This is a genomic window from Saccharicrinis aurantiacus, from assembly GCF_947489045.1.
GTDB classification, from domain to species: domain Bacteria; phylum Bacteroidota; class Bacteroidia; order Bacteroidales; family Marinilabiliaceae; genus Saccharicrinis; species Saccharicrinis aurantiacus.
In genome coordinates this window covers 258395-282208 of record NZ_CANLCN010000002.1, presented here as the reverse complement: position 1 = coordinate 282208, position 23814 = coordinate 258395, and the positions used below count along the sequence as shown (strand labels likewise).

The 23814-nt window shown below is 34.6% G+C and carries 16 protein-coding genes and 1 tRNA gene; 7 read left to right on the top strand and 10 right to left on the bottom strand.

What is annotated here, in order from left to right; translation table 11 throughout:
• Nucleotides 1–11: 11 nt before the first annotated feature.
• A complete protein-coding gene (locus QMO11_RS04320) occupies nt 12–314 on the bottom strand; it encodes an Arm DNA-binding domain-containing protein (RefSeq protein WP_282036183.1) in 303 nt (100 codons plus the stop codon).
• Nucleotides 315–699: 385 nt separating this feature from the next.
• Here QMO11_RS04320 and QMO11_RS04315 point away from each other — a divergent pair, with 385 nt between their 5' ends.
• The 4 genes from QMO11_RS04315 (at nt 700) to QMO11_RS04300 (ending at nt 11053) form a co-directional block, all read left to right on the top strand.
• Nucleotides 700–1665: a PLP-dependent cysteine synthase family protein gene (locus tag QMO11_RS04315; protein WP_075603206.1), complete on the top strand. Its 966-nt coding sequence runs from the start codon at nt 700–702 to the stop codon at nt 1663–1665.
• Between the two features lie 196 nt (nt 1666–1861).
• The gene (locus tag QMO11_RS04310; protein WP_282036182.1) at nt 1862–7324 is read left to right on the top strand and encodes an alpha-2-macroglobulin family protein; all 5463 of its coding nucleotides are present in this window, start codon (nt 1862–1864) and stop codon (nt 7322–7324) included.
• Nucleotides 7305–9632, top strand: coding sequence for a penicillin-binding protein 1C (gene pbpC / locus QMO11_RS04305; protein WP_282036181.1), 2328 nt, complete (start codon nt 7305–7307; stop codon nt 9630–9632). Before QMO11_RS04310 ends, pbpC begins: the two co-directional genes overlap by 20 nt.
• A 149-nt stretch (nt 9633–9781) precedes the next feature.
• Entirely contained in the window at nt 9782–11053 is a 1272-nt protein-coding gene (locus QMO11_RS04300; protein WP_282036180.1) for an NAD(P)/FAD-dependent oxidoreductase, read from the top strand.
• Between the two features lie 53 nt (nt 11054–11106).
• On the opposite strand, the gene clpX is transcribed toward QMO11_RS04300, so the two are convergent.
• The 6 genes from clpX to tatC all read right to left on the bottom strand — a co-directional run bounded on the left by clpX (nt 11107) and on the right by tatC (nt 16541).
• The gene (gene clpX / locus QMO11_RS04295) at nt 11107–12321 is read right to left on the bottom strand and encodes an ATP-dependent Clp protease ATP-binding subunit ClpX (protein ID WP_282036179.1); all 1215 of its coding nucleotides are present in this window, start codon (nt 12319–12321) and stop codon (nt 11107–11109) included.
• Between the two features lie 72 nt (nt 12322–12393).
• Nucleotides 12394–13071 (bottom strand): ATP-dependent Clp endopeptidase proteolytic subunit ClpP, encoded by a 678-nt coding sequence (clpP, locus tag QMO11_RS04290; RefSeq protein WP_075603210.1) that lies wholly within the window; start codon nt 13069–13071, stop codon nt 12394–12396.
• 150 nt (nt 13072–13221) lie between these two features.
• Entirely contained in the window at nt 13222–14580 is a 1359-nt protein-coding gene (gene tig, locus QMO11_RS04285) for a trigger factor (RefSeq protein ID WP_075603211.1), read from the bottom strand.
• A 177-nt stretch (nt 14581–14757) separates the two neighbouring features.
• Nucleotides 14758–14839, bottom strand: a tRNA-Leu gene (locus QMO11_RS04280).
• A 91-nt stretch (nt 14840–14930) separates the two neighbouring features.
• Nucleotides 14931–15692: an LPS export ABC transporter ATP-binding protein gene (lptB, locus tag QMO11_RS04275; protein WP_075603212.1), complete on the bottom strand. Its 762-nt coding sequence runs from the start codon at nt 15690–15692 to the stop codon at nt 14931–14933.
• Between the two features lie 24 nt (nt 15693–15716).
• Entirely contained in the window at nt 15717–16541 is an 825-nt protein-coding gene (gene tatC, locus QMO11_RS04270) for a twin-arginine translocase subunit TatC (RefSeq protein ID WP_282036178.1), read from the bottom strand.
• Nucleotides 16542–16870: 329 nt separating this feature from the next.
• On the opposite strand from tatC, the gene recQ reads away from it, so the two are divergent.
• Complete coding sequence (gene recQ / locus QMO11_RS04265; RefSeq protein ID WP_075603214.1) at nt 16871–19051, top strand: DNA helicase RecQ; 2181 nt, start codon at nt 16871–16873, stop codon at nt 19049–19051.
• Here the strand turns inward: recQ and QMO11_RS04260 are convergent.
• The 3 genes from QMO11_RS04260 to purE form a co-directional block, all read right to left on the bottom strand.
• Nucleotides 19048–21078 carry a ComEA family DNA-binding protein gene (locus tag QMO11_RS04260; RefSeq protein WP_282036177.1) on the bottom strand — a complete coding sequence of 677 codons (2031 nt, stop codon included), beginning with the start codon at nt 21076–21078 and terminating at the stop codon, nt 19048–19050. The genes recQ and QMO11_RS04260 overlap by 4 nt on opposite strands.
• Nucleotides 21071–21895 (bottom strand): PorV/PorQ family protein, encoded by an 825-nt coding sequence (locus QMO11_RS04255; protein WP_282036176.1) that lies wholly within the window; start codon nt 21893–21895, stop codon nt 21071–21073. Before QMO11_RS04255 ends, QMO11_RS04260 begins: the two co-directional genes overlap by 8 nt.
• Before the next feature lie 109 nt (nt 21896–22004).
• The gene (gene purE / locus QMO11_RS04250) at nt 22005–22511 is read right to left on the bottom strand and encodes a 5-(carboxyamino)imidazole ribonucleotide mutase (protein WP_075603217.1); all 507 of its coding nucleotides are present in this window, start codon (nt 22509–22511) and stop codon (nt 22005–22007) included.
• Nucleotides 22512–22631: 120 nt separating this feature from the next.
• Between purE and hpt the strand changes: the two genes are divergently transcribed.
• Both hpt and QMO11_RS04240 read left to right on the top strand, forming a co-directional pair.
• On the top strand, nt 22632–23168 hold the full coding sequence (gene hpt / locus QMO11_RS04245; protein WP_075603218.1) for a hypoxanthine phosphoribosyltransferase: 537 nt from the start codon (nt 22632–22634) through the stop codon (nt 23166–23168).
• A 19-nt stretch (nt 23169–23187) separates the two neighbouring features.
• A complete protein-coding gene (locus QMO11_RS04240; protein ID WP_282036175.1) occupies nt 23188–23760 on the top strand; it encodes an adenylate kinase in 573 nt (190 codons plus the stop codon).
• Nucleotides 23761–23814 lie beyond the last annotated feature (54 nt).

Genomic DNA, 23814 nt, shown 5'->3' with positions numbered 1-23814 from the left:
TTATGAGTTAGTCATTCTTTCAATTCAATGACAGATAGCTGATTGAGTTCATTTTTCTCAGCAAGCTGGGTAATATCATCAATATATTTTGCCTTAGTTTTCTCAAGTAAATTATTAGCACGCGTAGTGTTATCAATAGATTTATAGCTAGATTTAATTTTACGTTTTTTCTCATCCCACCCAATTTTATGTATGTGATAACCAGATGGAATTACAGTTGTGCGTCTATTATGACCTAGTCTAAAATCTATCTGCATAGTGCCATCTTTTTTCTGGCGACGCTTGTCGAGTGACAGAACAATATTAGTATTCATAACAAAGCACATATTTAAATTGTGCACACTATGTGCACATGGATTTAACATTTATATGCTATCAAAGTTAGTAATAAAATACATAACTACTTAAGTATCAATACATATCAAACCGAATGAAACCATATTAAACCAAAATTTTCATGTCTCATAATCAGGTGGGCCCTGGTTCGAGCCCAGGTGGGCCCACTGGAAATAAAGCACTTACAATTAGTTTTGTAAGTGCTTTTTTATTTTGTTCATATTTTCTTACACTCCTTTTGTTTACTTGTCACAACAACATGTTGTTCCTCATGGCTTTAAGTATAACCCAAGTAAATGTCATAAGTTCTAATTTATATTATTGTACTTTTGCGGACTATTATAAAAAAGAGAATGAATTGTTATGTCAAAAATTGAAGCATTAGGCCTGATCGGGAAAACGAATATGGTGCATTTAAAAACACTTGATCCAAAACCAGGTGTGGAGATATATGCAAAATTGGAGTATATGAATCCTACGGGCAGTACTAAAGATCGTATTATTGCTTACATGGTTCAAAAAGGGATTGAAGAAGGCAAAATTAATAAAAATACTACGCTTGTTGAGGGAAGTTCAGGCAATACAGGTGCTTCTGTAGCAATGATTGCCTCTAGTATGGGATTGAAATCAATTATTTTTGTTCCGGATAAATGTAGTGAAGAAAAGATTGCAATAATAAGATCATATGGTGCCGAAGTTATTGTTAAGCCTGAATTGACATACGGAAAATTCCCAGCTCTTAAGGCGGCTGAAAGTCCAGACTACTATCACGTCGATCAATATAACAACATTAATAACCCAGAGGCCCATTACATGAGCTTAGGAAAGGAAATATGGGATGATATGGATGGGAATATTGATGCTTTCGTAGCTTCTGCTTCAACGGGTGGAACCATATCAGGAGTTGCAAAACGATTAAAAGAAAACAATCCGAATATAAACGTTGTTTTGGCCGATCCGGAAGGCTCTGTTTACAAACCATACTTTGAGGGTAAAGAGGATTACTTGTCGTATATAACTCCATTTCATGTTGAAGGAGCTGGTAAAACTAAAATCTGTGCAACCATGGATTTTAACTTGGTAGACGAAGCCATTGCTTTTAATGATGAGAAAGCCATTTCTATGGTACAGCGACTTGCTCGTGAAGAAGGCCTGATGGTAGGAGGATCAAGCGGCGGTAATGTATGGGCGGCTCTAGAAGTTGCCAAAAGAATGGAAGGCCCTGCTAAAATTGTAACTGTACTGCCCGATAGTGGTTTTAAATACCTGAGTAAAATCTTTAATCCAACGTGGTTGAAGGAAAAAGGTTTTGGACATTTGGTTAATTAATTTAGCATAACTAAATTTTATACTACCTGATGTATCAATGTAGACTCACAGGATAAAAGCACTTACAATTAAGTTTGTAGGTGCTTTTTTTATACCTATAATTTTCTTTCTATTCTAATTTCTTAATCATCATAATTATATAATAATATTAGTTATTTTTGTCAAATTATCTCAAACAAATATTCCCATAACAGTTATGATTAAGAATTCATTAAGAAGTTGGAGTTTATTATTATTAATAAGCCTTATAGTATCAGCATGTAACCACAAAAAAGGAACAAAAGATAAGCCTGATGTTGCAGTAACATACTCAGAAGAACAAGCCAAAGAAGTAAGCTTTGTAACTAGTGGAGATATTCATTTTGACGAAAGTATTATGGTTATTTTTAATAATGCAATTGTTGATGATAGCCAGGTTGGTAAGGCAGTAAAGGAAGCCATTAGTTTTTCCCCTTCAATTCAAGGGCAAGCCATTTGGAAAAGCAACTCTGTTCTTCAGTTTGTTCCAGAGAAACCTTTGGCATTGCTTACCAATTATCTCGGTACATTGCATTTTAAAAAGTTATCAGAAAAGTATAAAACAAAAGAAGTAGATGACTTAGACTTTGCATTTAATATTTTGGGAAGAGATATTAGTTCTTTCAATGGATCTTTAGAATTGAAAAATAATAATAGTCCTAAGGAGTTAGTATATAGAGGGAAAATAGTATTCTCTGAGAAAACGAAACTAGAAGCTATTGAAAAAGCTGCTAAAATAAAAGGAGGTAAGGCAACAATTGTATGGAGCCAAGTTGATGATTATAACTTTCAGTTTACTACTAGTGAGATTATACGTTCCGATAAAAGTCAGGATTTTAAATTTGAAATACGCAAAGAAGCGCTAGAGCTAGAGCACGATTATACTGAATCATTTGTAGTTTCTCCCTTAAAAAGTATGGAAGCAAATAGCTTCAAGGTTGATGAAGACGGTCGCAACCCAAGAGTAAGGGTTGTATTTTCTGATGACTTAAATATGGAGCAAAACATTGAAGGTTTAATTTCAGTTAAGCCATCACTTGAGTTTAGTGTTAAAAAGCTTGGGAAGACTGCTATTTTAGATGGTAACTTTAAGTTCGGAACAAAGTATACCATTACCATAAATAAAGGAATTAGTAGCAGGTGGGGCACTAAAACACAAGATAAAGTAGTAAAAGAAGTAGCTTTTAAAGATATTCCACCTCAACTTGAATTTGCTTCAAACGGAATTATCCTTCCAAGCTCTAATAATAAGAAAATACAGTTCTACACTAGTAATATTAGCCGCGTTCACCTTCAGGTAAAAAAAGTATTTACCGATAGGGTTTCTGACTTTGCAAGGTCGCAACAATTACAAAGTTCACGTACTCGTAATAATGGTTTTACAAATAATTACGAGAGTAATGTAGGGGTAATTGTTAAAAGTAAAACCATTGAAATAGGCGCAACGCAAAACGAATGGCTATTAAATGAGTTTGATTTAACAGAGCTGTTTGAGAAGTATGATGACGGATTATTTCTAATCCGAATTAATTATACACCCGAAGATATGATGAAAACCCCTGAAGAGGATTTGTTGCATTATGTTTCGCAAAAAGGTCAGATTTATAAACCAGTTTTCTTAAGTGATTTGGGTATGACAGTTAAACATACCGAAAACGGAGCCAAGGTGTTTGTAACTGATATTATCACGGGTAAACCTTTATCGGGTGTGCGTGTATCACTGCTTAATTGGAGCGGAAGGGTTGAAACAAGTGCTACCACGAATAGCTCAGGAGTGGCTTCTTTTAGCAATAATAATTACTATTATTATGTAAAAGCTGAATACAAGAATCAATTAACCTTTTTGAATAAAAGCGAAATGGCTTGGAGTAACTCTGGCTTTAATATCGGAGGCGTGCATTCAAGCAGAAATAATACCAAAGGTTTCATTTATATGGAGCGCGGTGTTTACCGACCTGGTGATTCAATTAATATATCTTTTATCGCTAAAAATAACGATTTCACTTTCCCACGTAATCATCCCGTTAGCATTACAATTCGTGACCCACAATACAATACTGTTTTTGAACATACCGAAATAAATGGAGTGGATGGTATGTATGTTTTTAATTTTAAAACCGAAGATAATGCACCAACAGGGTCGTACAATGTTAGGATTAATGCTGGCGGTTCAAATTTTCATAAAGAACTAAAGATTGAAACTGTAGTTGCTGAGCAGCTAAAGGTTTCTGTTGAGCCTAGTAAGCGACAGTTTATATGGACTGATAAACTGATTGATTTTGATATACGAGCCAAATACCTTTTTGGTGCGCCTGCCTCTAATTTAAAAGCAGAGGCAACAATTGAAGTATTGCCTTACGAAATGAAATTTCCTAAGTATAAAGAGTTTTCGTTTACACGTGAAGATGCAGATTTTAATGCCAGTACACATAGCGTATTAAAATCAGAATTAGATGCTGAAGGAAACCTGAATACTTCATGGTTTGTGCCACCACTAGGGCAAGTTCCATCAGCTTTAAAGCTAAAAATATCTGCAAAAGTATTAGAGAAAGGCGGGCAACCTAACGAAGGGTGGAATTTTGCCAAAATGCATGTATATCCCAATTATGTTGGGATAAAAGATCCTAGCGGTTACGGTTATTATAAAACCGGAGCAACGGTAAAATTTCCAGTTGTTTTGCTTAATATAAAAGGGGAACCTGTTGAAGGAAAAGCCCTCCAATACAAAGTTTATCGAAACGATAAGCGTTGGTGGTATCAGTATGATAGTCGTAACAGTTATCGATTAAAATATAAAGAGGATAACCAAACTTACCTTGAAACAGAGGGTGCAGTTACATCTGAGGATGGAGTGGCTTACATTAATTTTGAGCCTTCAGAAAATGGTGAGTATTTAATTGAGGTGAGCGATGGTGGTAACGGACATTCAGCAGCGATGTTCTTTAGTGCTTATCGATATGGAAGTTCGGGTAGCAGCGATAGTAACGAAGGTTCCTTAGCTTTAAAAGCTGATAAGGATAAATACAGCCCCAACGAAACGGCCAAAATTAAACTGCCTAATCCAAAGCGAGGTAACATATTAGTTACCTTAGAACAGGGCAATAAAATGTTAGATTGGTTTTGGGTTGATCCTTCAAAAACGAGCGATGATAATTTGATTATTGATATACCGCTTAACAATAATATGCTGCCAAATGTATATGTAACAGTTTCTGTTCTGCAGCCGCATGATCAAACCATTAATGATAGACCAATACGTATGTTTGGTATAATCCCCTTGTATGTTGAGGATGAGAATACCAAGTTAAATTATTTGATTAAAACAAAGGAAAACCTAGTGCCAAATGAGGATTTCACAATTGATATAAGTACAGAAAACGGAAAGCAATCGCAGTTTACAATTGCCGTTGTTGATGAGGGATTATTGAGTTTAACCCAATTCCGAACGCCGAGTCCTTGGCGAGAGTTTTATAAAAAGATTGGTCTTTTTGTGCAGAGTTACGATATCTTCTCGCAAGTAATCAGTGCTAATAAAGCCGATGTATTCCAAACTTTTTCAATTGGTGGTGCCGAAGAATTGGATTACCGCGAGTCGCAGGTTGACCCGATTGATGGTAAAAAACGTTTTGAACCAGTTAGTATGTTCAAGGGGCCAATAAAGACTGATAGTAATGGTAAGGCAAGAGTTTCTTTTCATATGCCAAATTATAACGGAGCGGTTCGTGTAATGGTTGTGGGTTCGCAGAATAGTAGTTTTGGTAGTGCCGATAAAACCATTCCGGTTCGATCTGATATTATTATGCAGCCAAGTATTCCACGAGTTCTTAATCCGGGCGATGAATTTATTTTGCCGGTGGCCTTATTCAATATGAATAAGAAAATAACTCAAGCTGATTTTACAATTACAACAGAAGGACCGCTAGAAATAATCGGTAGTAATAAATATACTACTGATTTCTCGCAAGCTTCAGAAGCTGATATTGAGTTTAAAGTACGTGTAAAAAAGGCTGTTGGTCAAGCTAAAATTTTAATTAAAGGTCAATCCGGAACAATTCAGGTTGAGAGTGAAACTAATATTAAGGTTGTACCAAGTGCCACTCGCATCTACGATAAGGAAACACATAAAATTACCAAGGGCAGTCAGGTTGAATTTAACGTACCTAAAGTTGGTATGGAAGGAACTAATAATGCCTCATTAGACTTAAGCGTTTTTCCTAATATGGATTTTAACCATCGATTGAAGTGGCTAATTCGTTATCCTTACGGATGTGTAGAACAAACAACTTCTGCCGTATTCCCGCAGCTAATGCTAAAGTCGATGGGATATTTCAATGCAGATGAGATGAAAGATATAGACACCAACATAAATGAAGGTATCAATCGTCTTCAAAGCTTTAGTCTTTCTAACGGAGGATTTTCGTATTGGCCAGGAGGAACATCGATTTCATTTTGGGGAACCAATTATGTTACTCACTTTTTGGTAGAGGCCAAGAAGATGGGTTATGCAGTACCGAACCATTTATATAATAGTGGAGTAGAGAGTCTGCAAAAATATGCTAAACGCCATACCGGTAATTTAATGACTCGTGTTAATCGCGTATTCATCTTGGCTTTAGCCGATAAAACGGTGATGTCTGAAATGAATCTTCTTATGGAAAATGAGCTCAGCAAAATGACTCGAACTCAAAAGTGGATGTTAGCTACGGCATATCATTTATATGGAAATAAGGATATTCCTCAGCAAATTTTAGCTAGTGCAGATGATGTATTAGAAGTTTATAAACCGAACTCATATAGTTATGGATCACAGCATCGTGATGACGCCATTATTTTGTATTGTGCTACACTGATGAATAAAATGAATGATGCCGAATTGGTAGCTAAAACTATCACGAAAAAGTTATCAACATTAGATTATTTGAGCACGCAAAGTTCGGGTTACATGTTACTGTCTTTAGGTAAGTATTTTAAGGCTGTAGGTATCGATGCAGGTAATGGGCAGATATTAAAAGGAAGTATTACATTGGCAAATGGAAAGGAGATGAGCTTTAGTAAAGCTGGAAGTTACTCTGTAAAAATACCTGATAACTTCGGGAAACCTTTGAAAGTGGAGTTAGCCGATGGTTCCGAACTTGATCAGGCTTATGCTTCCTTATCATGGAATGGAGTTCCGTTTGAGGACGAAATAATTGCCAGTGCAAAGAACCTTAAACTTGAGGTGAAATGGTATAATGAAAATGGTGCTGAAATCAATCCTCAAAAACTAAAACAAGGAGCTGTGTTTTATGGCCGTTTTAGTGTTCAAAATACCAGTGCTGTTAGCTCGGTAAATGAGTTGGCCTTAGTGCAATTAATTCCTTCGGGATGGGCTATTGAAAATAACCGATTGAATGGTACTTTATTACCATCTTGGGTTCGTAATTGGAATATAAATAAAGAAGATTACTTGGACATAAGAGACGATAGAGTGATGTGGTTTTTCGATTTAAAAGATAAAAAGACGCTCGATTTTGTGGTTAAGTTAAATTGTATTCATGCAGGTGAGTTTGCATTGCCGGCCACATTAACAGAAGCGATGTATAATAATGATTTTAAAGCAACAACTGAAGGTGTTAAAGTGCATGTTGAATCATTTAAATAGACGATTAATAATAAGGTGGTTGGGTGTTTTATGCCCAACTATCTTTTTTTTATACCTATTGATACCATTCTCTTCATCCATATTTAAAGAGGAGTATAGTACCGCTGTTAAAGCGGAAGATGGTAGCCTTTTACATGTTTTTATTAATGATAATGAGCAGTGGTATTTTCCGCCGGATACCATGCTTGTTCCTGAAAAATTAAAAGCAGCTGTTATTGCTTTTGAGGATGAGGATTTCTACACGCATTGGGGAATTAATGTTGGTGCTATTTTACGGGCCACCTGGCAAAACATAAAAAGCGGAAGAGTTATTAGTGGAGCTAGTACTATACCAATGCAAATAGCTCGTATGTCGAGGCCAAAGAAGCGGACATACCTTAATAAAGTGTATGAAATATTATTTGCCATAAAGCTTAATCTACACTTTTCAAAACAAGAACTTTTAAAGATGTACCTTGATCATGCGCCCTATGGTGGCAATGTTATTGGGTACCGAACTGCAGCATTTAAGTTTTATGATAAAGATGCTGATATGCTAACATGGGGACAGGCAGCTACATTGGCAGTGCTGCCCAATGCACCCGGTATTATTTATCCTTCAAGTACTGACCAATCCTTACGCAATAAGCGCAATCGCCTATTAAAAAAGATGTTTGATAAGGAATACATTACCGAGCAAAACTATAATTTGGCACTCTTAGAGGAGGTGCCAGATCGTTTTATTCCTTTTCAATCTCACGCTCCTCACCTAGCCCGTCAATTAAAATCCGACCATCCTAATAAATGGATTTTAAGTACTACTATTGATGCAAAAATTCAAAAGCAATGCAATCAGTTGGCCACAAGGTATAAGCAGATTTATGCTTCTTACGATGTAAATAACCTTTCTATTTTAGTTGCCGATACCAAAACTGGTGCAATAAAAGCTTATGTTGGTTCACCTGATTTTTTCGATTACCAACACAATGGTCAGGTAGATGGAGTTATTGCACCACGATCTTCAGGATCAATATTAAAGCCTTTTTTGTATGCGCTTAGTATTGATGAGGGAATTATATTACCGCAAAGCTATATACGCGATTTGCCCACTTATTTCGATGGCTTCTCTCCCAGAAATGCCAATCGCGAATATCAAGGTGTGGCAACAGCGCATGAATCACTTGTAAAGTCCTTAAATATTCCTGCCGTACGCTTACTCAATTATTATGGGGTATATCAATTTTATAGCTTCCTTAAGTTGGCGGGTGTAAGTACTTTATTTCGTTCTTCTGATGAATATGGCTTGCCTATTATTCTTGGAGGAGCTGAAGTTAAAATGTGGGATATGGTTGCCTTATATCGTGGTTTAGCAAATAATGGTGTGTTTACTGAGAATTATATGTTGCAAGGTCAGCAAGCAGAACAATCCAGTGCGCAACTCATTAGTAATGGTAGTTGCAGCTTAACGTTAGATATGCTTAAGGATTTAAAACGTCCTGGAAGTGAGTATTTCTGGAAACGCTTTAATAGTTCTCGACCAATTGCTTGGAAAACAGGGACTAGTTTTGGTCATAAAGATGCTTGGGCAGTTGGTCTTACACCAGATTATACTATTGCAGTTTGGTGCGGTAATTTTAATGGCGATGGAAATAAGAATATCGGTGGAGCCCAAACAGCCGGACCTATTCTATTTGATGTTTTACAAGCTTTACCATACAAATCGTCAGAAAAATGGTTTGAGAAAAATGAGATGGATTACAAGCTTATGCGTGTTTGTGCCTTATCAGGTTTCCGTGCCACAGAGGCATGCACAGAGGTGGATACGCTCTTTGTTCCTGAAGAAATGAAACCTTTAAGAACCTGCGATTATCACCAGTTTAAATATTTTTCAGAGGATAAAAAGTATCAATGTTGTTCTCATTGCTGGGATAAAGTAGGTAGTTTGCGAGTAGCCACAACTAATTACCCTCCAGATATTGCTTATTATCTGCGAAAAAAGGGAAAATATATTCCGCCTCACGTAAGTCATTATCCAAAATGTTCAGCCTACTCTACAGAACAGTCATTAAAGTTTATTTATCCAAACCTTAATGCGAAGCTATTTTTACCAAGAGACTTTAATGGTGAAATGCAATCAGTGGTCTGTAAAGCCGTGCATAGTAATCAGAATGTAAAAATATATTGGTATTTGAACGAGCACTATTTAGGTGAAACCCATGGCGATCATAAAATGGCTGTTCGCTTTAACAATGGCTGGAATACAATTACCATTATTGACGAGTACGGTTCTAAAGAGAATCAGAAGGTATTTACCACACTAAAAAATTAATGTTAAGTGGGATGTTAATATCTGGTTTTTAGGGTCAATTACTTTAAAAATTCTTAAAATAAAGAGTTTGTAATTTAATTAACGAACAATTTCTTTAATTGGAGGTTTTATTGTTTTTATCGGGAATTATTGACCTATTATTACTAAGGATGGAGAACACATTTAACTTACCAAAAAATGGTAAAGAACGTATCATTATTATTGGAGCAGGGTTTGCTGGATTAAAATTAGCCAGAAAATTATCAGCCTCTAAATATCAAGTTGTTGTTATTGATAAACGAAATTTTCATCAGTTTCAACCATTGTTTTACCAAGTTGCTACTTCAGGCCTTGAGCCGAGTAACATTTCCTTTCCCGTTCGAAAAGTATTTCAAGACCACTCTAATCTTCACTTTAGATCAACGGAACTTTTAGAGATTAAGCACGAAGAAAAAGTAATAGTTACAAAATCGGGCGTTTTAAGCTATGATAGATTAGTAATTGCAACGGGAGTTGATACCAATTATTTTGGCAATAAAAATATTGAGGAGCATAGTATTTCAATGAAAACTACAGCTCAAGCCATTAATCTTAGAAATAGGATTCTCGAAAGTTTTGAGGCCGCTATTTTAACGGATGATAAAAAAGAGCAATCGAAATTACTTTCTGTAGTTGTAGTTGGTGGCGGCCCCACTGGCGTAGAGTTATCAGGTGCCATTGCTGAGATCAAAAATTTTGTTTTACAAAAAGATTATCCTGAATTAGATTTCAGTAGAATGAAAATCCGTTTGTACGAAGCGGCCCCTCGCCTATTGCATGTAATGAGTGAAAAGGCTTCTGCAGATGCTTTAAGATTCCTTGAAAAGATGGGTGTAGAGGTCCATTTAAATACCATGATAAAAGATTATGATGGTGATGATATGACCTTGGCTGATGGGACTACTTTTAAAGTTCAAAATTTAGTGTGGACTGCTGGTGTTGGTGGTAAAAAATTAGTGGGTTTGCCTGAAGAAGTTTATGTAAGAGGTACACGACTTAAAGTAGATCGTAATAATCAGATAATTGGTCTTAAGGATATATATGCCGTTGGGGATATCTGTTCTATGGAAACAGAAAAATGGCCTAATGGACATCCTCAGGTCGCACAAGTAGCTATACAGCAGGCTATGTTATTAGCAAAAAATCTTATAAAAGAACAAGATACTCCTTTCGAATATAAGGATAAAGGATCAATGGCTACAATTGGACGAAATATGGCCGTTGTTGATTTGCCTGGTTTCAGCTTTTCAGGAACTATCGCTTGGTTTCTGTGGTTGGTAGTTCACCTTATGGCCATTGTTGGGGTGAAAAACCGATTGTTTATTTTTATTAATTGGGCACAGGGCTATTTTAGTCGAGATCAGTCTTTAAGAATATTAATTCGACCTTTTAAAAAGGGATAAATTATTAACAAAAAAGGGAGCCAATTGAGCTCCCTTTTTTTATTTTGGATGTTTTAGACCGCTTTTAAACGAGCTAAACTTTCTTTGTCAATTCTCTCTTTCGCATAATCTAGCGAAATTATAATTTCCTTATTGTCTTTCGATGGCGCTTCAAACATCATGTCCATCATAATAGTTTCGCAAATAGAGCGTAAACCACGAGCACCTAGCTTAAACTCAACGGCTTTATCAACAATGTAATCTAATGTTTCATCATCGAAATTTAATGTAATACCATCTATATCAAAAAGCTTCTCGTACTGTTTGATAATTGAGTTTTTAGGCTCTCTTAAAATTCTGCGAAGAATCTCTTTATTAAGAGGATTCAAATAAGTAAGAACAGGTAAACGACCAATAATTTCAGGTATTAAACCAAAAGATTTTAAATCTTGAGGAGCAACATATTGTAATAAATTAGTCTGATCTACTTTATCTTTAGCTTTACTTGCACCATAACCAACAACTTGAGTATTTAAGCGATGACCAATTTTACGTTCAATACCATCAAAAGCACCTCCACAAACAAAAAGGATATTCTTAGTGTCAACCGGAATCATTTTCTGATCAGGATGCTTTCTTCCTCCTTGAGGTGGAACATTAACTATAGAACCTTCTAATAGCTTTAAAAGCCCTTGCTGAACACCTTCTCCTGATACATCACGTGTGATACTTGGATTATCTCCTTTACGAGCAATTTTATCTATCTCATCAATAAATACAATTCCTTTTTCAGCAGCTTCAACATTGTAATCAGCAGCTTGTAAAAGGCGTGTTAAAATACTTTCAATATCTTCACCAACATAACCCGCTTCAGTTAAAACTGTTGCATCAACAATGGTAAACGGAACGTGTAACATACGAGCAATTGTTTTTGCCAATAATGTTTTTCCAGTACCAGTTTCTCCAACTAAAATGATATTTGATTTTTCAATTTCGATATCATCTTTGGTTGATCTTTGTTGTAATCGTTTATAGTGATTGTATACAGCAACCGAAAGAAACTTTTTAGCTTCATCCTGACCAATTATATATTGATCGAGAAACTTTTTAATTTCAATTGGTTTTAATAATGTAATTTCATCAACACTGAACTCTCCTTTTTTCTTGAGTTCTTCATCAAGTATACCTGTGGCTTGCTCAACGCAACTATCGCAAATATGACCAGAGATACCTGCAATTAATAAATTGGTATCTTTTCTCTCTCTACCACAAAATGAACACTTATCCATATTTCTAATCTTGCTAAAAAAGCAGAGTGAGAATAATCACACCCTGCTTTCTGTATTTTGTAGAAAACTAAATTATTTAGCTCCTCTTGTTAATACTTCATCAATCATGCCATACTCTTTAGCTTCAGCAGCTGTCATCCAGTAATCACGATCTGAATCTTTTTCAACCTTTTTAAGCGTAGTTCCCGAATGGCTTGAAATAATAGTATATAATTCTTTCTTCAATTTTTGAATTTCTCGAGCTGTAATTTCAATATCAGAAGCCTGACCTTGTGCTCCACCCATTGGTTGGTGAATCATTACACGCGAGTGTTTTAAGGCAGATCTTTTACCCTCAGCACCGGCAGTTAATAAAACTGCAGCCATTGAAGCAGCCATTCCTGTACACATTGTAGCAACATCTGAAGAGATGTACTGCATAGTATCGTAGATACCTAAACCAGCATAAACACTTCCGCCCGGAGAGTTAAGGTAAATTGAAATATCCTTTGAAGGATCTGCCGACTCAAGATATAATAACTGCGCCTGAATAATATTAGCTACATAATCATCGATAGGAAGACCTAAAAATATGATTCTATCCATCATTAAACGAGAGAATACATCCATTGATGCTACGTTTAACTGACGCTCTTCAATAATAGTTGGTGAAATGTAACTGCTCGAAATAGAAGTATATTTATCAAGTGCTAAACTGTTTATGCCCATGTGTTTTGTGGCATACTTCTGAAAATCTTTTGGGTCTATCATAATTTTATATTTTTTCAAATAATGTTCTGAAAAAGCTAAATTATAAAATATTACTCTTGAACGACACTTTTCTAAACATTTATTAATAAAAAAGAGCCTCAAATGTTATTTGAGACTCTCATTATCAAAAAGGTATATGTAGAATTTCTACTAGTTTTCGAAGAATTTGTTGAATTCTTCTCTGCTAACTTCTTTGTCTTCTGTTTTAACAGCTTCTTTAATAAAAGCCATCACTTTTTCTTGAACTGCAGTTTCAGTCATGTTTCTGCGTTGTTCTTCTTGCTTTAACATGTCTTTTGCATAGCTCTCAACGTGCTCATCAGGAATATTAGAAAGACCATATTGCATGAATTGCATTTTAGCTGATTTTTTAGCTACCTCAACAACGTCATCTTCTTCAATTTTGATTTCGTTAACTTTAACGATCTCATTTTTGATTAATTGCCATTTTAAATCTTCAAGATATTTTGGCATATCTTCGTCAATTGTTTCGGCTTTAAATTGGTCGTTGTCAGCGTTAATAGTTAAAATCCATCTTTTAAGGAATGCCTCAGGAAGAGAGATTTCAATTTTATCCATTAATTTATCTTTAGCATCGATAGAGAATTTGTAATCACTCTCGAAGCTTAATGATTTTTGTAAATCTTCTTTAATTTTAGCTTTAAACTCCTCTTCGTTAGTAGCTACATCTTTACCTAAAACTTGGTCGAATAACTCTTGGTTTAATTCTGGCTCTTGGTAATTTGTAATTTCTTTAACTGTGAATTGGAATTCACCTTTGATTTTCTCAGCTTCTGCTTTTTCTATTTTTAATAAGAAAGCAACATCATCAGCAGAGTTTAAAGATGTTTTTGGGTTGAATACTAAAACGTCATCAACTTTAGAACCAGTAAAGATTCCTTTCGCTTTTTTAGTTTTCAAGTTATCAACAGAAACGATTGTATCTTCAGCTTTAACACCTTCTTCAAGAACATTTCCATCAGCATCTAACTGAATGATATCTCCTTTAACTAATGATTTTTCATCAGCAGCATCAATTTGCTCACTTGTAGCAAAACGACCTGTTGCATTTTTTACTTGTGCTTCTAAAACTTCATCAGTTACAGCAATAGTGTAATATGGTAACTTTTCTTTTTTAGATAGTTTAACTTCAAACTCAGGAGCTAAAGCAACATCAAAAGCAAAAGTGAAAGCTTCTTGAGTAGCAAAATCAATAGTTTCTTGTGCTTCACTTGGAAGTGGCTCACCTAAAACGTTTAATTTGCTTTCGTATAAATATTTTGAAATCTCTTCTGAAACAATTTTATTTACCTGCTCAGCTAATACATGGTTACCATACATCTTTTTAACCATACCCATAGGTACTTTTCCTGGACGGAAACCTGGAACAGATGCTTTTTTACGGTAATCTTTAAGTACGTCGTTTACACGGTTCTCGTAATCTTCTTTCTCAACAGTAAGTTTTACTACTGCATTTAAATCGTCAATGTTTTCTTTTGAGATATTCATGTTTTCAATGATTTTTTAAACTACCAAAAGTAATTAAAAGCCTTAACTATTTGTATGGCTTTGTTTTAAACAATTATATTAAACTAATAGCAACAAATTACAAACTAGTTTAATTTAAAAAAACCGTCAAACTATCGAACGAATCGTAAGTAAGACGGTTTTTATATTTTGTTTGTGTGCGGATGAAGGGACTCGAACCCCCACGCCTCTCGGCACTAGATCCTAAGTCTAGCGCGGCTACCAATTACGCCACATCCGCGATAATTTTGCGATGCAAAGATAGCTCATTTTATTTTTAATTTCCAAACGTAAAACAAAAAAAAATGATATTTTTTTTAATATGCTTTTTATTAACCACTTACGTCAAAGGTTCTTCTTTTCAACTCAAAATCGTCACCTAAATACAGTCTTCTTACTTCCGGATCTTCGGCCAATTCATACGCTGTTCCAGATCTAAATAAGGCACCTTCAATTTGTAAATAAGCTCTATCTGTAATTGAAAGTGTTTCGTGTACGTTGTGATCAGTTATAAGAATTCCGATGTTTTTATACTTTAGCTTCGCAACAATTTCTTGTATATCGGCAACAGCAATTGGATCAACCCCAGCAAAGGGTTCATCTAAAAGAATAAACTTGGGATTAATGGCTAGAGCTCTTGCAATCTCTGTTCTTCTTCTTTCTCCACCTGATAGTTGTATACCTAATGATTTTCTAATTTTTTGTAAGCCAAATTCATTTAGGAGTTCCTCTAAACGCTCCTTTTGGTATTCTTTTTCAAACTTGGTCATTTCAAGAACGGCTTTAATGTTATCCTCAACACTAAGTTGTCGGAAAACCGAAGCTTCTTGAGCTAAGTAGCCTATACCGCGCTGTGCTCTTTTGTAAACGGGTTCTTTGGTTATATCTATATCATTTAAATATATATTTCCAGAGTTTGGAGTAACTAAGCCTACAACCATATAAAAACTAGTTGTCTTACCAGCACCATTGGGTCCCAATAAGCCCACAATCTCTCCCTGCTCAACTCTAATTGTAGTACCTTTAACTACTGTACGGTTTTTATATTTTTTAACCAGTTTATCGGTATGTAGAACTAACTTTTCTTCTGACATAAGTAACTAATTTGTGCTTAGTGTTTATTTATAAACTTCAAGTTCTGCTTTTGCGCGCTTTTTTTCAATACGTTTGGCAATTATTATGCCTGCTTCGTATAAAATGATTAAAGGCACACAAACTAATATCTGACTTATTACATCAGGCGGTGTTATTATCGCAGCTAAAAGTAAACTAGCAATAATTGAATGTTTACGGTATTTCTTTAGTGAGGTAGAAGTTACTATTCCTACTCTAGCTAAGAAATATATAAGTATAGGTAACTCAAATATAACTCCACCGGCTAAAACTATTGAACTGATGGTAGAGATGTAGGATCCTAAGTTTAGAATATTGTCTACCTTATCACTAACTTGATAATTAGATAGGAATTGAATGGATAGCGGACAAATAATATAGTATGCAAATAAAATACCCACCGAAAATAAAATTGAAGCAAAAAAGATAGCTCCCCTAGAGTGTTTTTGCTCTTCTTGTAAAAGAGCGGGTTTTATAAAACGCCAAAACTCCCAAAATACATATGGAAATGCCGCAACTAATCCTGCAATAAAGGATACTTTAATGTGAGTTGTAAACTGACCTGACATTAAAATATTCTGAAAAGAGATTTTACTCTGATTAATACAAAGTGCTGGTAAATTATATAAATCAGCAGCTTTGCATAATAATCGATTGGTAAAAAAGTCGGGATTACTTGGACCAAAAATGATGGTGTCAAATAGTATATCTTTGTATAAGAATGCAGCAACACCAACTACCGCAATTGCAATAAATGAACGTACAATATGCCATCTTAACTCTTCTAAATGTTCAAGAAAAGACATTTCATTAGTTTCTTGTTCTGCCATTTTAAAAAATCCTTAATGTAGTTTTTTGTTATTTGTTAATCTTTTTAGCGTATTTTTATGTTGTGCGAATATAGCACTGATATTTTATAATCCCAATAATTGGATTATTAGCGGTTTGATCGAATCAAATTTCTAAAAAAGTGTTTATTTATTGGAGCTTTATAGTTGACAAAAGTCCTTAATTAATCTACAAATACGCTTAATTTACTGATAAATCTTGCTTTGTAGGTAAAAAAAATTATTTTTGTTAGCCTTGATTATTTTGAGGGTTATTACGTAACGTTTTTCTTGTTATACGTAAAAATAAGAGAAGCCTTATAATTGAAGTTATGGGAAAGAAAATAGATCTTTCGGCTCACCTAAAAAGGTATTTTGGATTTGATACTTTTAAGGGGAACCAAGAAGAAGTTATAGAAAATGTGTTGAAGGGTAATGATACTTTTGTATTGATGCCAACTGGTGGAGGTAAATCTTTATGTTATCAATTGCCATCGTTAATATTGTCGGGAACAGCTATTATTATATCTCCCCTTATTGCCTTGATGAAGAATCAAGTAGATGCAATTAGAAATATTAGTGGTGATGATTCTGTTGCACACTACTTAAACTCGTCATTAACAAAAACGGCAATAACAAAAGTAAAGGAAGACATTGTAGATGGTAAAACAAAGCTGCTATATGTTGCACCTGAATCTTTAACAAAAGAAGAAAACATTGAGTTTCTAAAGAGTGTTGAGATTTCATTTTATGCTGTTGATGAAGCGCACTGTATTTCTGAATGGGGACACGATTTCAGACCAGAATATAGAAGAATAAGACCAATAATTGAAGAAATTGGTACAAAACCTCTAATGGCTTTAACGGCTACAGCAACGCCTAAAGTACAAAGTGATATTCAAAAGAGTCTTGGGATGGTAAAAAGTATGGTTTTTAAATCATCTTTTAATCGACCGAACTTATATTATGACGTAAGAGCGAAGAAAGATGCTACTAAGCAAATCATCAAGATATTAAAAGAGAATGTAGGTAAATCGGGTATTATTTACTGTTTGAGTAGGAAGAAGGTTGAGGAATTGGCCGAGGTTCTGCAGGTAAATGGTATTAAGGCGCGTCCTTACCATGCAGGAATGGATGCAGCTACAAGAGCAGGCAACCAGGACGCTTTTTTAATGGAAGATTGTGATGTTATTGTTGCAACAATTGCTTTTGGGATGGGAATTGATAAACCAGATGTTCGTTTGGTGATGCATTACGATATTCCCAAAAGTTTAGAGGGCTATTATCAAGAAACTGGTCGTGCTGGTAGAGATGGTGGTGAAGGCAGGTGTATAACTTTTTATAGTTATAAGGATATACAAAAGCTTGAAAAGTTCATGCAAGGGAAGCCTATTGCTGAGCAGGAAATTGGTAAGCAGTTGTTATTAGAAACGGTATCTTACGCAGAATCTTCAATTTGTAGAAGGAAAATACTACTTCATTATTTTGGAGAGAAACATGATGAAGATTGTTGTGACACGTGTGATAATTGTGTACATCCTAAAGAGCAGCACGAGGGACAAGATAATGTTGCATTGATGATAAAAACGATTCTTGAACTGAAAGAGCGTTTTAAAGCGGACTATATTTCTCCATTCTTAGCTGGTAAATCTAACTCTGTTATTAAAACTTATAAGCACGATGAGCATGAGCTTTTTGGAGCAGGAAAAGAAAAAGATGAGAAGTATTGGAATGCAGTAATTCGTCAATTACTAGTTCCAGGATTATTGGTTAAGGAAATAGAGAATTACGGAATTTTAAAAGTAAGTGATTTAGGAAAAGAGTTTTTAGCAAAACCGCGTTCTTTTTTCATTACGCAAGAGCATGATTTTGAATCAGTAGATATTGAGGAAAAATCGGGCGGAGGCACTGCATCTGTAGATCCTCAACTTTTAAGCATGTTAAAAGATTTACGTAAAAAAATATCAAAACGTAAGAATTTACCTCCATTTGTAATCTTTCAAGATCCATCACTTGAGGCAATGGCAATACATTATCCAATATCATTGGAGGAGCTTAATAATATACCAGGTGTAGGTTCAGGTAAAGCCAAACGTTTTGGGAAAGAGTTTGTTGATCTTATTAAGAAACATGTTGATGATAATGAGATTGAACGTCCTGTTGATTTGGTTGTTAAGTCGGTGGCTAATAAATCCAAGAATAAAATCTCAATTATTCAAAGTATAGATCGTCAAATCAACCTTACTGATATAGCCAGTTCTCAGGGTATTGATATGGAGGAGTTCATCACAGAATTGGAATCTATTGTTTATTCAGGAACCAGGGTTAATATTGATTATTATATCGATCAGGTAATGGATGAAGATACTAAAGATGATATTTTTGATTACTTTAAAGAAGATGCAGAATCTGATGATATAGGAAGTGCTCTGGAGGAGCTTGGCGAAGAATACTATTCGGAGGAGAATGTTAGATTAGTTAGAATTAAATTCCTATCAGAAGTAGGAAACTAAAATATATACTGTAATTGAATTTTTAAATTGGTTCTGGAATTGCCTTCAATGGTATTATCTCCAGAGCCAATTTCATTTTTATGGCTATACCATGTTTTGCTATATTTTAGCCAAATCCTTAATGGAGGGATTACTTTCCATCTTAATTGAGTATAAATACGAGTTCCTTCGTTTTGAAATGCGGGTGTATAGAAGTTATATAATAAGTCGTTTTCGTAGGTATATATTCTTGAGTAATAATCATCCGTATCAAAAACAGTATATCTTAGCCACAAACTTATTTTATCTTCAATCCACGAATGTTTATAATCGATATAGGATAAATAGCCTGAACTAACATCATTATTCTCATAAAATGAGTTCTCAAATCGAAACTGAATTCTCGATACCTTGGAACTATTGTAAGTCGCATGTAATCTTATCTTTTTTTGGTTGGTGTTGTGGATAGTGAAAGTTGGATTGTCATCTATTCTATTATTTTTAGCTTTCTCTTTTTCTTTATAGCGCACGTATATACTAAATTGCCTAGTAAATTGGTAATTTATATTTATCATATAGTCATACCCGTTTGAAGGGGCGCTAGTCTGATATTCAAGCCACTCACTCTTGAAAAAATCAAAATATCCTGATAGTTCAATGTTTTTAAACGGGTAAGTAACCATACCTAAATATATACCACTTTCTCCTGCAGGAGTGCTATATTCACTAAACGAATTTATATAAAGTGAATAATACTTCTTACTTATGTGCCGATGAAGTAGAGATAATGAGATATTATTTTGAGGTGAAAATATTAAGCCATTCGACAACGCTACATTATATTCAGAGGTACTAGCAACCTCACCAAATAGCAGCAGTTTATTCACACTATATTTATAGTTAAGCCAATAATTACTCATTTTAACTTTCGGCGTTGTAAAAAGTTTGTAAGCGTTGTTTTGTATGATTGTATCAGCATCAAACTCGTTGTAATAGCCACCTATACCAATATTCAAGGCCTTGTAATAATAGTTTACATTTGCTCCGATTGTTTTTTGGAGTAGGTTATTTCTTTTTGATAACTCACTATCCGTTCTGTGATAACCAGTTTCAGGCATTGAGTTAATTATTTTATTACCGTCAGGGTCTAACTCGATATTAGCATCTCTATTCTTGTAATTTGAGAAAATGGTAAGTTCAAAATCGCTAATAGAGAATGTAGCTGCCGCTCCTCTAAAAAAACTATATTCGTTTGCTGAAGTATATTTTGAAATGGTTTTACCTCTCTTATTAATATTTAAAGGTTCAGCACTTTTACCCATTGCAGTGCTTGTCCATAATGCTAAGCCTTGACCTATATTTGCACTGTAGTCGCCAACGATAAAAGTTTTTAGCCATTTCTTGCCTGAGTAAAGTAAATGCCCTGAATAAAAGTCAATATAATTAGGGTGTGATTTAAATATTCCTTCTCCAGGATCCTTATCTAAAGTTATACCAGCATACCAATTCGTACCATATTGTAACTGTAGGCGCGAGTATAAATGGTGTTTGTCACCCAAGTATTTACTTGCAATACTATCATTACCATATGCTGATGCATTATCTAAATCAAACATATCTCTCATGATGAGTTGTCCCTTAAGGTACTTTTGGGAGGAATATTGACTTTCATCTTCTTCAAACCGAATGAAATTTTGCAACACTTTTAAGGTTTCTATTGGCATATCCTTAACTCCCTGAAGTTGATATATACTTTTTATAGAGCCTTGATTCTGTGCGAAATCAAATAAGTTCTGAACTTGTAAGGGACTTAAAAAGATAAGTTGATCAAGATCTTCTTTGCTAGCACTGTTGATTTGAATAGGGTTGTGAATAATATCGAGCAAATCCTCGAACGCCTGATTGTTAGGCCCAATTAGTTCACTATTCTGTGATTTTGATTCAAGTAAATCTGAAACAATCTGCTCAGGATTTCTCTGAGATTGAGAGAAAGAATAGCTAACAAGTAGTATGTTAAATAGTAAGAGGCAAAATATTTTTTTACTCATCTTTATGCCAATTAAAAGTTAAGCCAATACTAGATGTCATTCCTAAAGCCTCATGAAAACTAGCCGCATAATCAACAATAAATTGTTTTAGTTTAAGCCCTAAGCCAAAACTGTATAAAATTGGTTTGCCTGATATTCCTCCTCTAAACCATAAAAAGTTTTGATAGTTATATTCTAATCCAAATTTCGATATTACCCTATAATCACTTTGTTTATCAAACTCATAACTTAATGAAAATTGGTCTGAGGCAAGCCAACTTATACCTAAAGCATAATAGGATGGAATATGAACTTCTTCAGTATTGATTGTTAGGCTTGCTTGTTCAGGATTTGTAATTGAGGCTCCTATTTTAAGTTGCTTTATTGGTTGGAATTGTAGTCCAATTGATGAGTAAAGCTGGCCGCCATTCCCTGATTGTGAACTGAGGTAGTTTGCATAATTCAATTGAAAACCTGCAGCTACTTTCTCGGTTATTAATTTCGAATAGCTTAAGCTTATATTTTGTTCTTTATATAAACTAAATCCAAACGATTGATAAGAGGCTCCAATGTTTCCAATTTTAGTAGGTAAAGTACTCGCAATTTTTTGCGAGCTTAATTCTTTAATCCCATAGGGCATAGAATAGGAAATACCTGAACTAACTTTGTTAAAGTTTGCATTTCCTGCTGGATTCTGAAATGCGCTCCATACATCAGAGCGTGTTGAATAAATGCCAGCTAGAGCATTTGATACAGGAGAATTATGTAAGCTATTTTGGCAAAATGTATTGCACGAGTATAGCAATACTATTATAATAGCAGCTAGGTTTTTGGACATAAAAAGAGGTATTCTTAAGGTTAATTACACCTTAAAATACCTCTTTTAAATCTATTTACAAAATATTCAGAGTAACTCTAAGTATTTTGGAACATCGTAAAATTACCGACTAGTTTGTTTTGAAGTCGTATTTAACAGTACTTAGCTCTTGGTTAGCTTTAACAATTTTTGTTTTAAGCTCTTCTTTAAAACCAGCTAATCTTTCAGCTAATTCACGATCAGCTAATGAAATCATTTGAGCAGCTAAAATACCTGCATTTTGAGCACCATTAATACCTACTGTTGCAACCGGAATTCCTGGAGGCATCTGTACAATTGCTAATAAGGCATCTAAACCATCTAAAGAAGCTTTTATTGGCACACCAATAATTGGAAGTTTAGTCATTGAAGCTATAACTCCAGGTAAGTGTGCTGCCATACCAGCTGCTGCAATAATTACTTTAATACCTCTCTCTTCTGCACCTTTTGCAAATGTTTCAACAGCTTCAGGTGTTCTGTGTGCTGAAAGCGCATTGATTTCAAAAGGAATTTTTAAATCATTTAGTACTTGTGCTGCCTTTTCCATAACTGGAAGATCAGAAGTACTTCCCATAATAATACTAACTACTGCTTGCATTCTTATAAAAAATTAAAAATTAGTTTAAACTGACGCAAAATTAACAAGTTATAGAACTAAATTGTTTTATCAGAGGTATTTTTTTGTACTTTTGCGCCACAATAATAAAATAGCCGTTTGATGGAGACTATTAAGATATTAGATAGGGAGTTTAAAAAGTCGATTCCGTTTGAGACGATTGATAAGGCAATTGATAAGATTGCCAAGGGGTTAAATGAAGATGTAGCGGATAAAGATCCATTGCTAATTTGCATATTAAATGGTTCATTTATGTTTGCAGCTGATGTGATGAAAAAGTTGAGTTTTCCTTGTCAGATTAGTTTTGTTAAAATGGCCTCGTATGAAGGTACTGGTTCTACAGGTAAAATTAAGGAGTTAATTGGTTTAACCGAAAATTTAGAAGGCCGCACGGTTGTAATACTTGAAGATATTATTGACACAGGTTTTACTATTGAAAAGGTGCAGAAGCAAATGCTTTCTCATGGTGTAGCCGATTTAAAAATAGCTACATTATTATATAAGCCAGAGGCATGTAAAGTTGATGTAAAAATTGATTATACAGGTCTTGAAATACCAAATGATTTTATCGTAGGTTATGGTTTAGATTATGATGGATATGGTAGAAACCTTGCTGATATTTATACTGTAGTAGAATAAAAAATAAATACTAACTAATATGTTGAATGTTGTAATTTTTGGCCCTCCAGGGTCAGGTAAAGGGACTCAGAGTGAGAATATTATTGAAAAGTTTAATTTAGCACACATCTCTACCGGAGATTTATTAAGAGCTGAAATAAGCGGTCATACACAACTTGGGACTATTGCAAAAAGTTTTATCGATAAAGGTGAGTTAGTACCTGATGAAACAATTATTGGAATGATTGATAATAAAATTGAATCTTTAGTGGGTGCTAAAGGTGTTATTTTCGACGGTTTTCCTCGTACAGTTGCTCAAGCAGAAGCTCTTGAAGAGTTATTAGCAGAGCACAATTCTAAGGTTTCAGTAATGGTTAACCTTGAGGTACCAAAAGAAGAATTGGTAGAGCGTTTATTAAAGCGTGGAGAAACTTCAGGTCGTTCTGATGATAATTTAGAGACTATTGAGAAGCGTATTTCAGTTTATGAATCACAAACTTCTCCAGTTATCGACTTTTATAAAGCTAAAAAAGTTTACAAAGCAATCCAAGGTGTTGGTTCTGTTGATGGAATATTTGAATCTATCTCAGTTGCAATCGAAGGAGCTAAGTAATAAAGATATTTTTGATTTTAAGCCACGGGTAGTGTAACTTACCGTGGCTTTTTG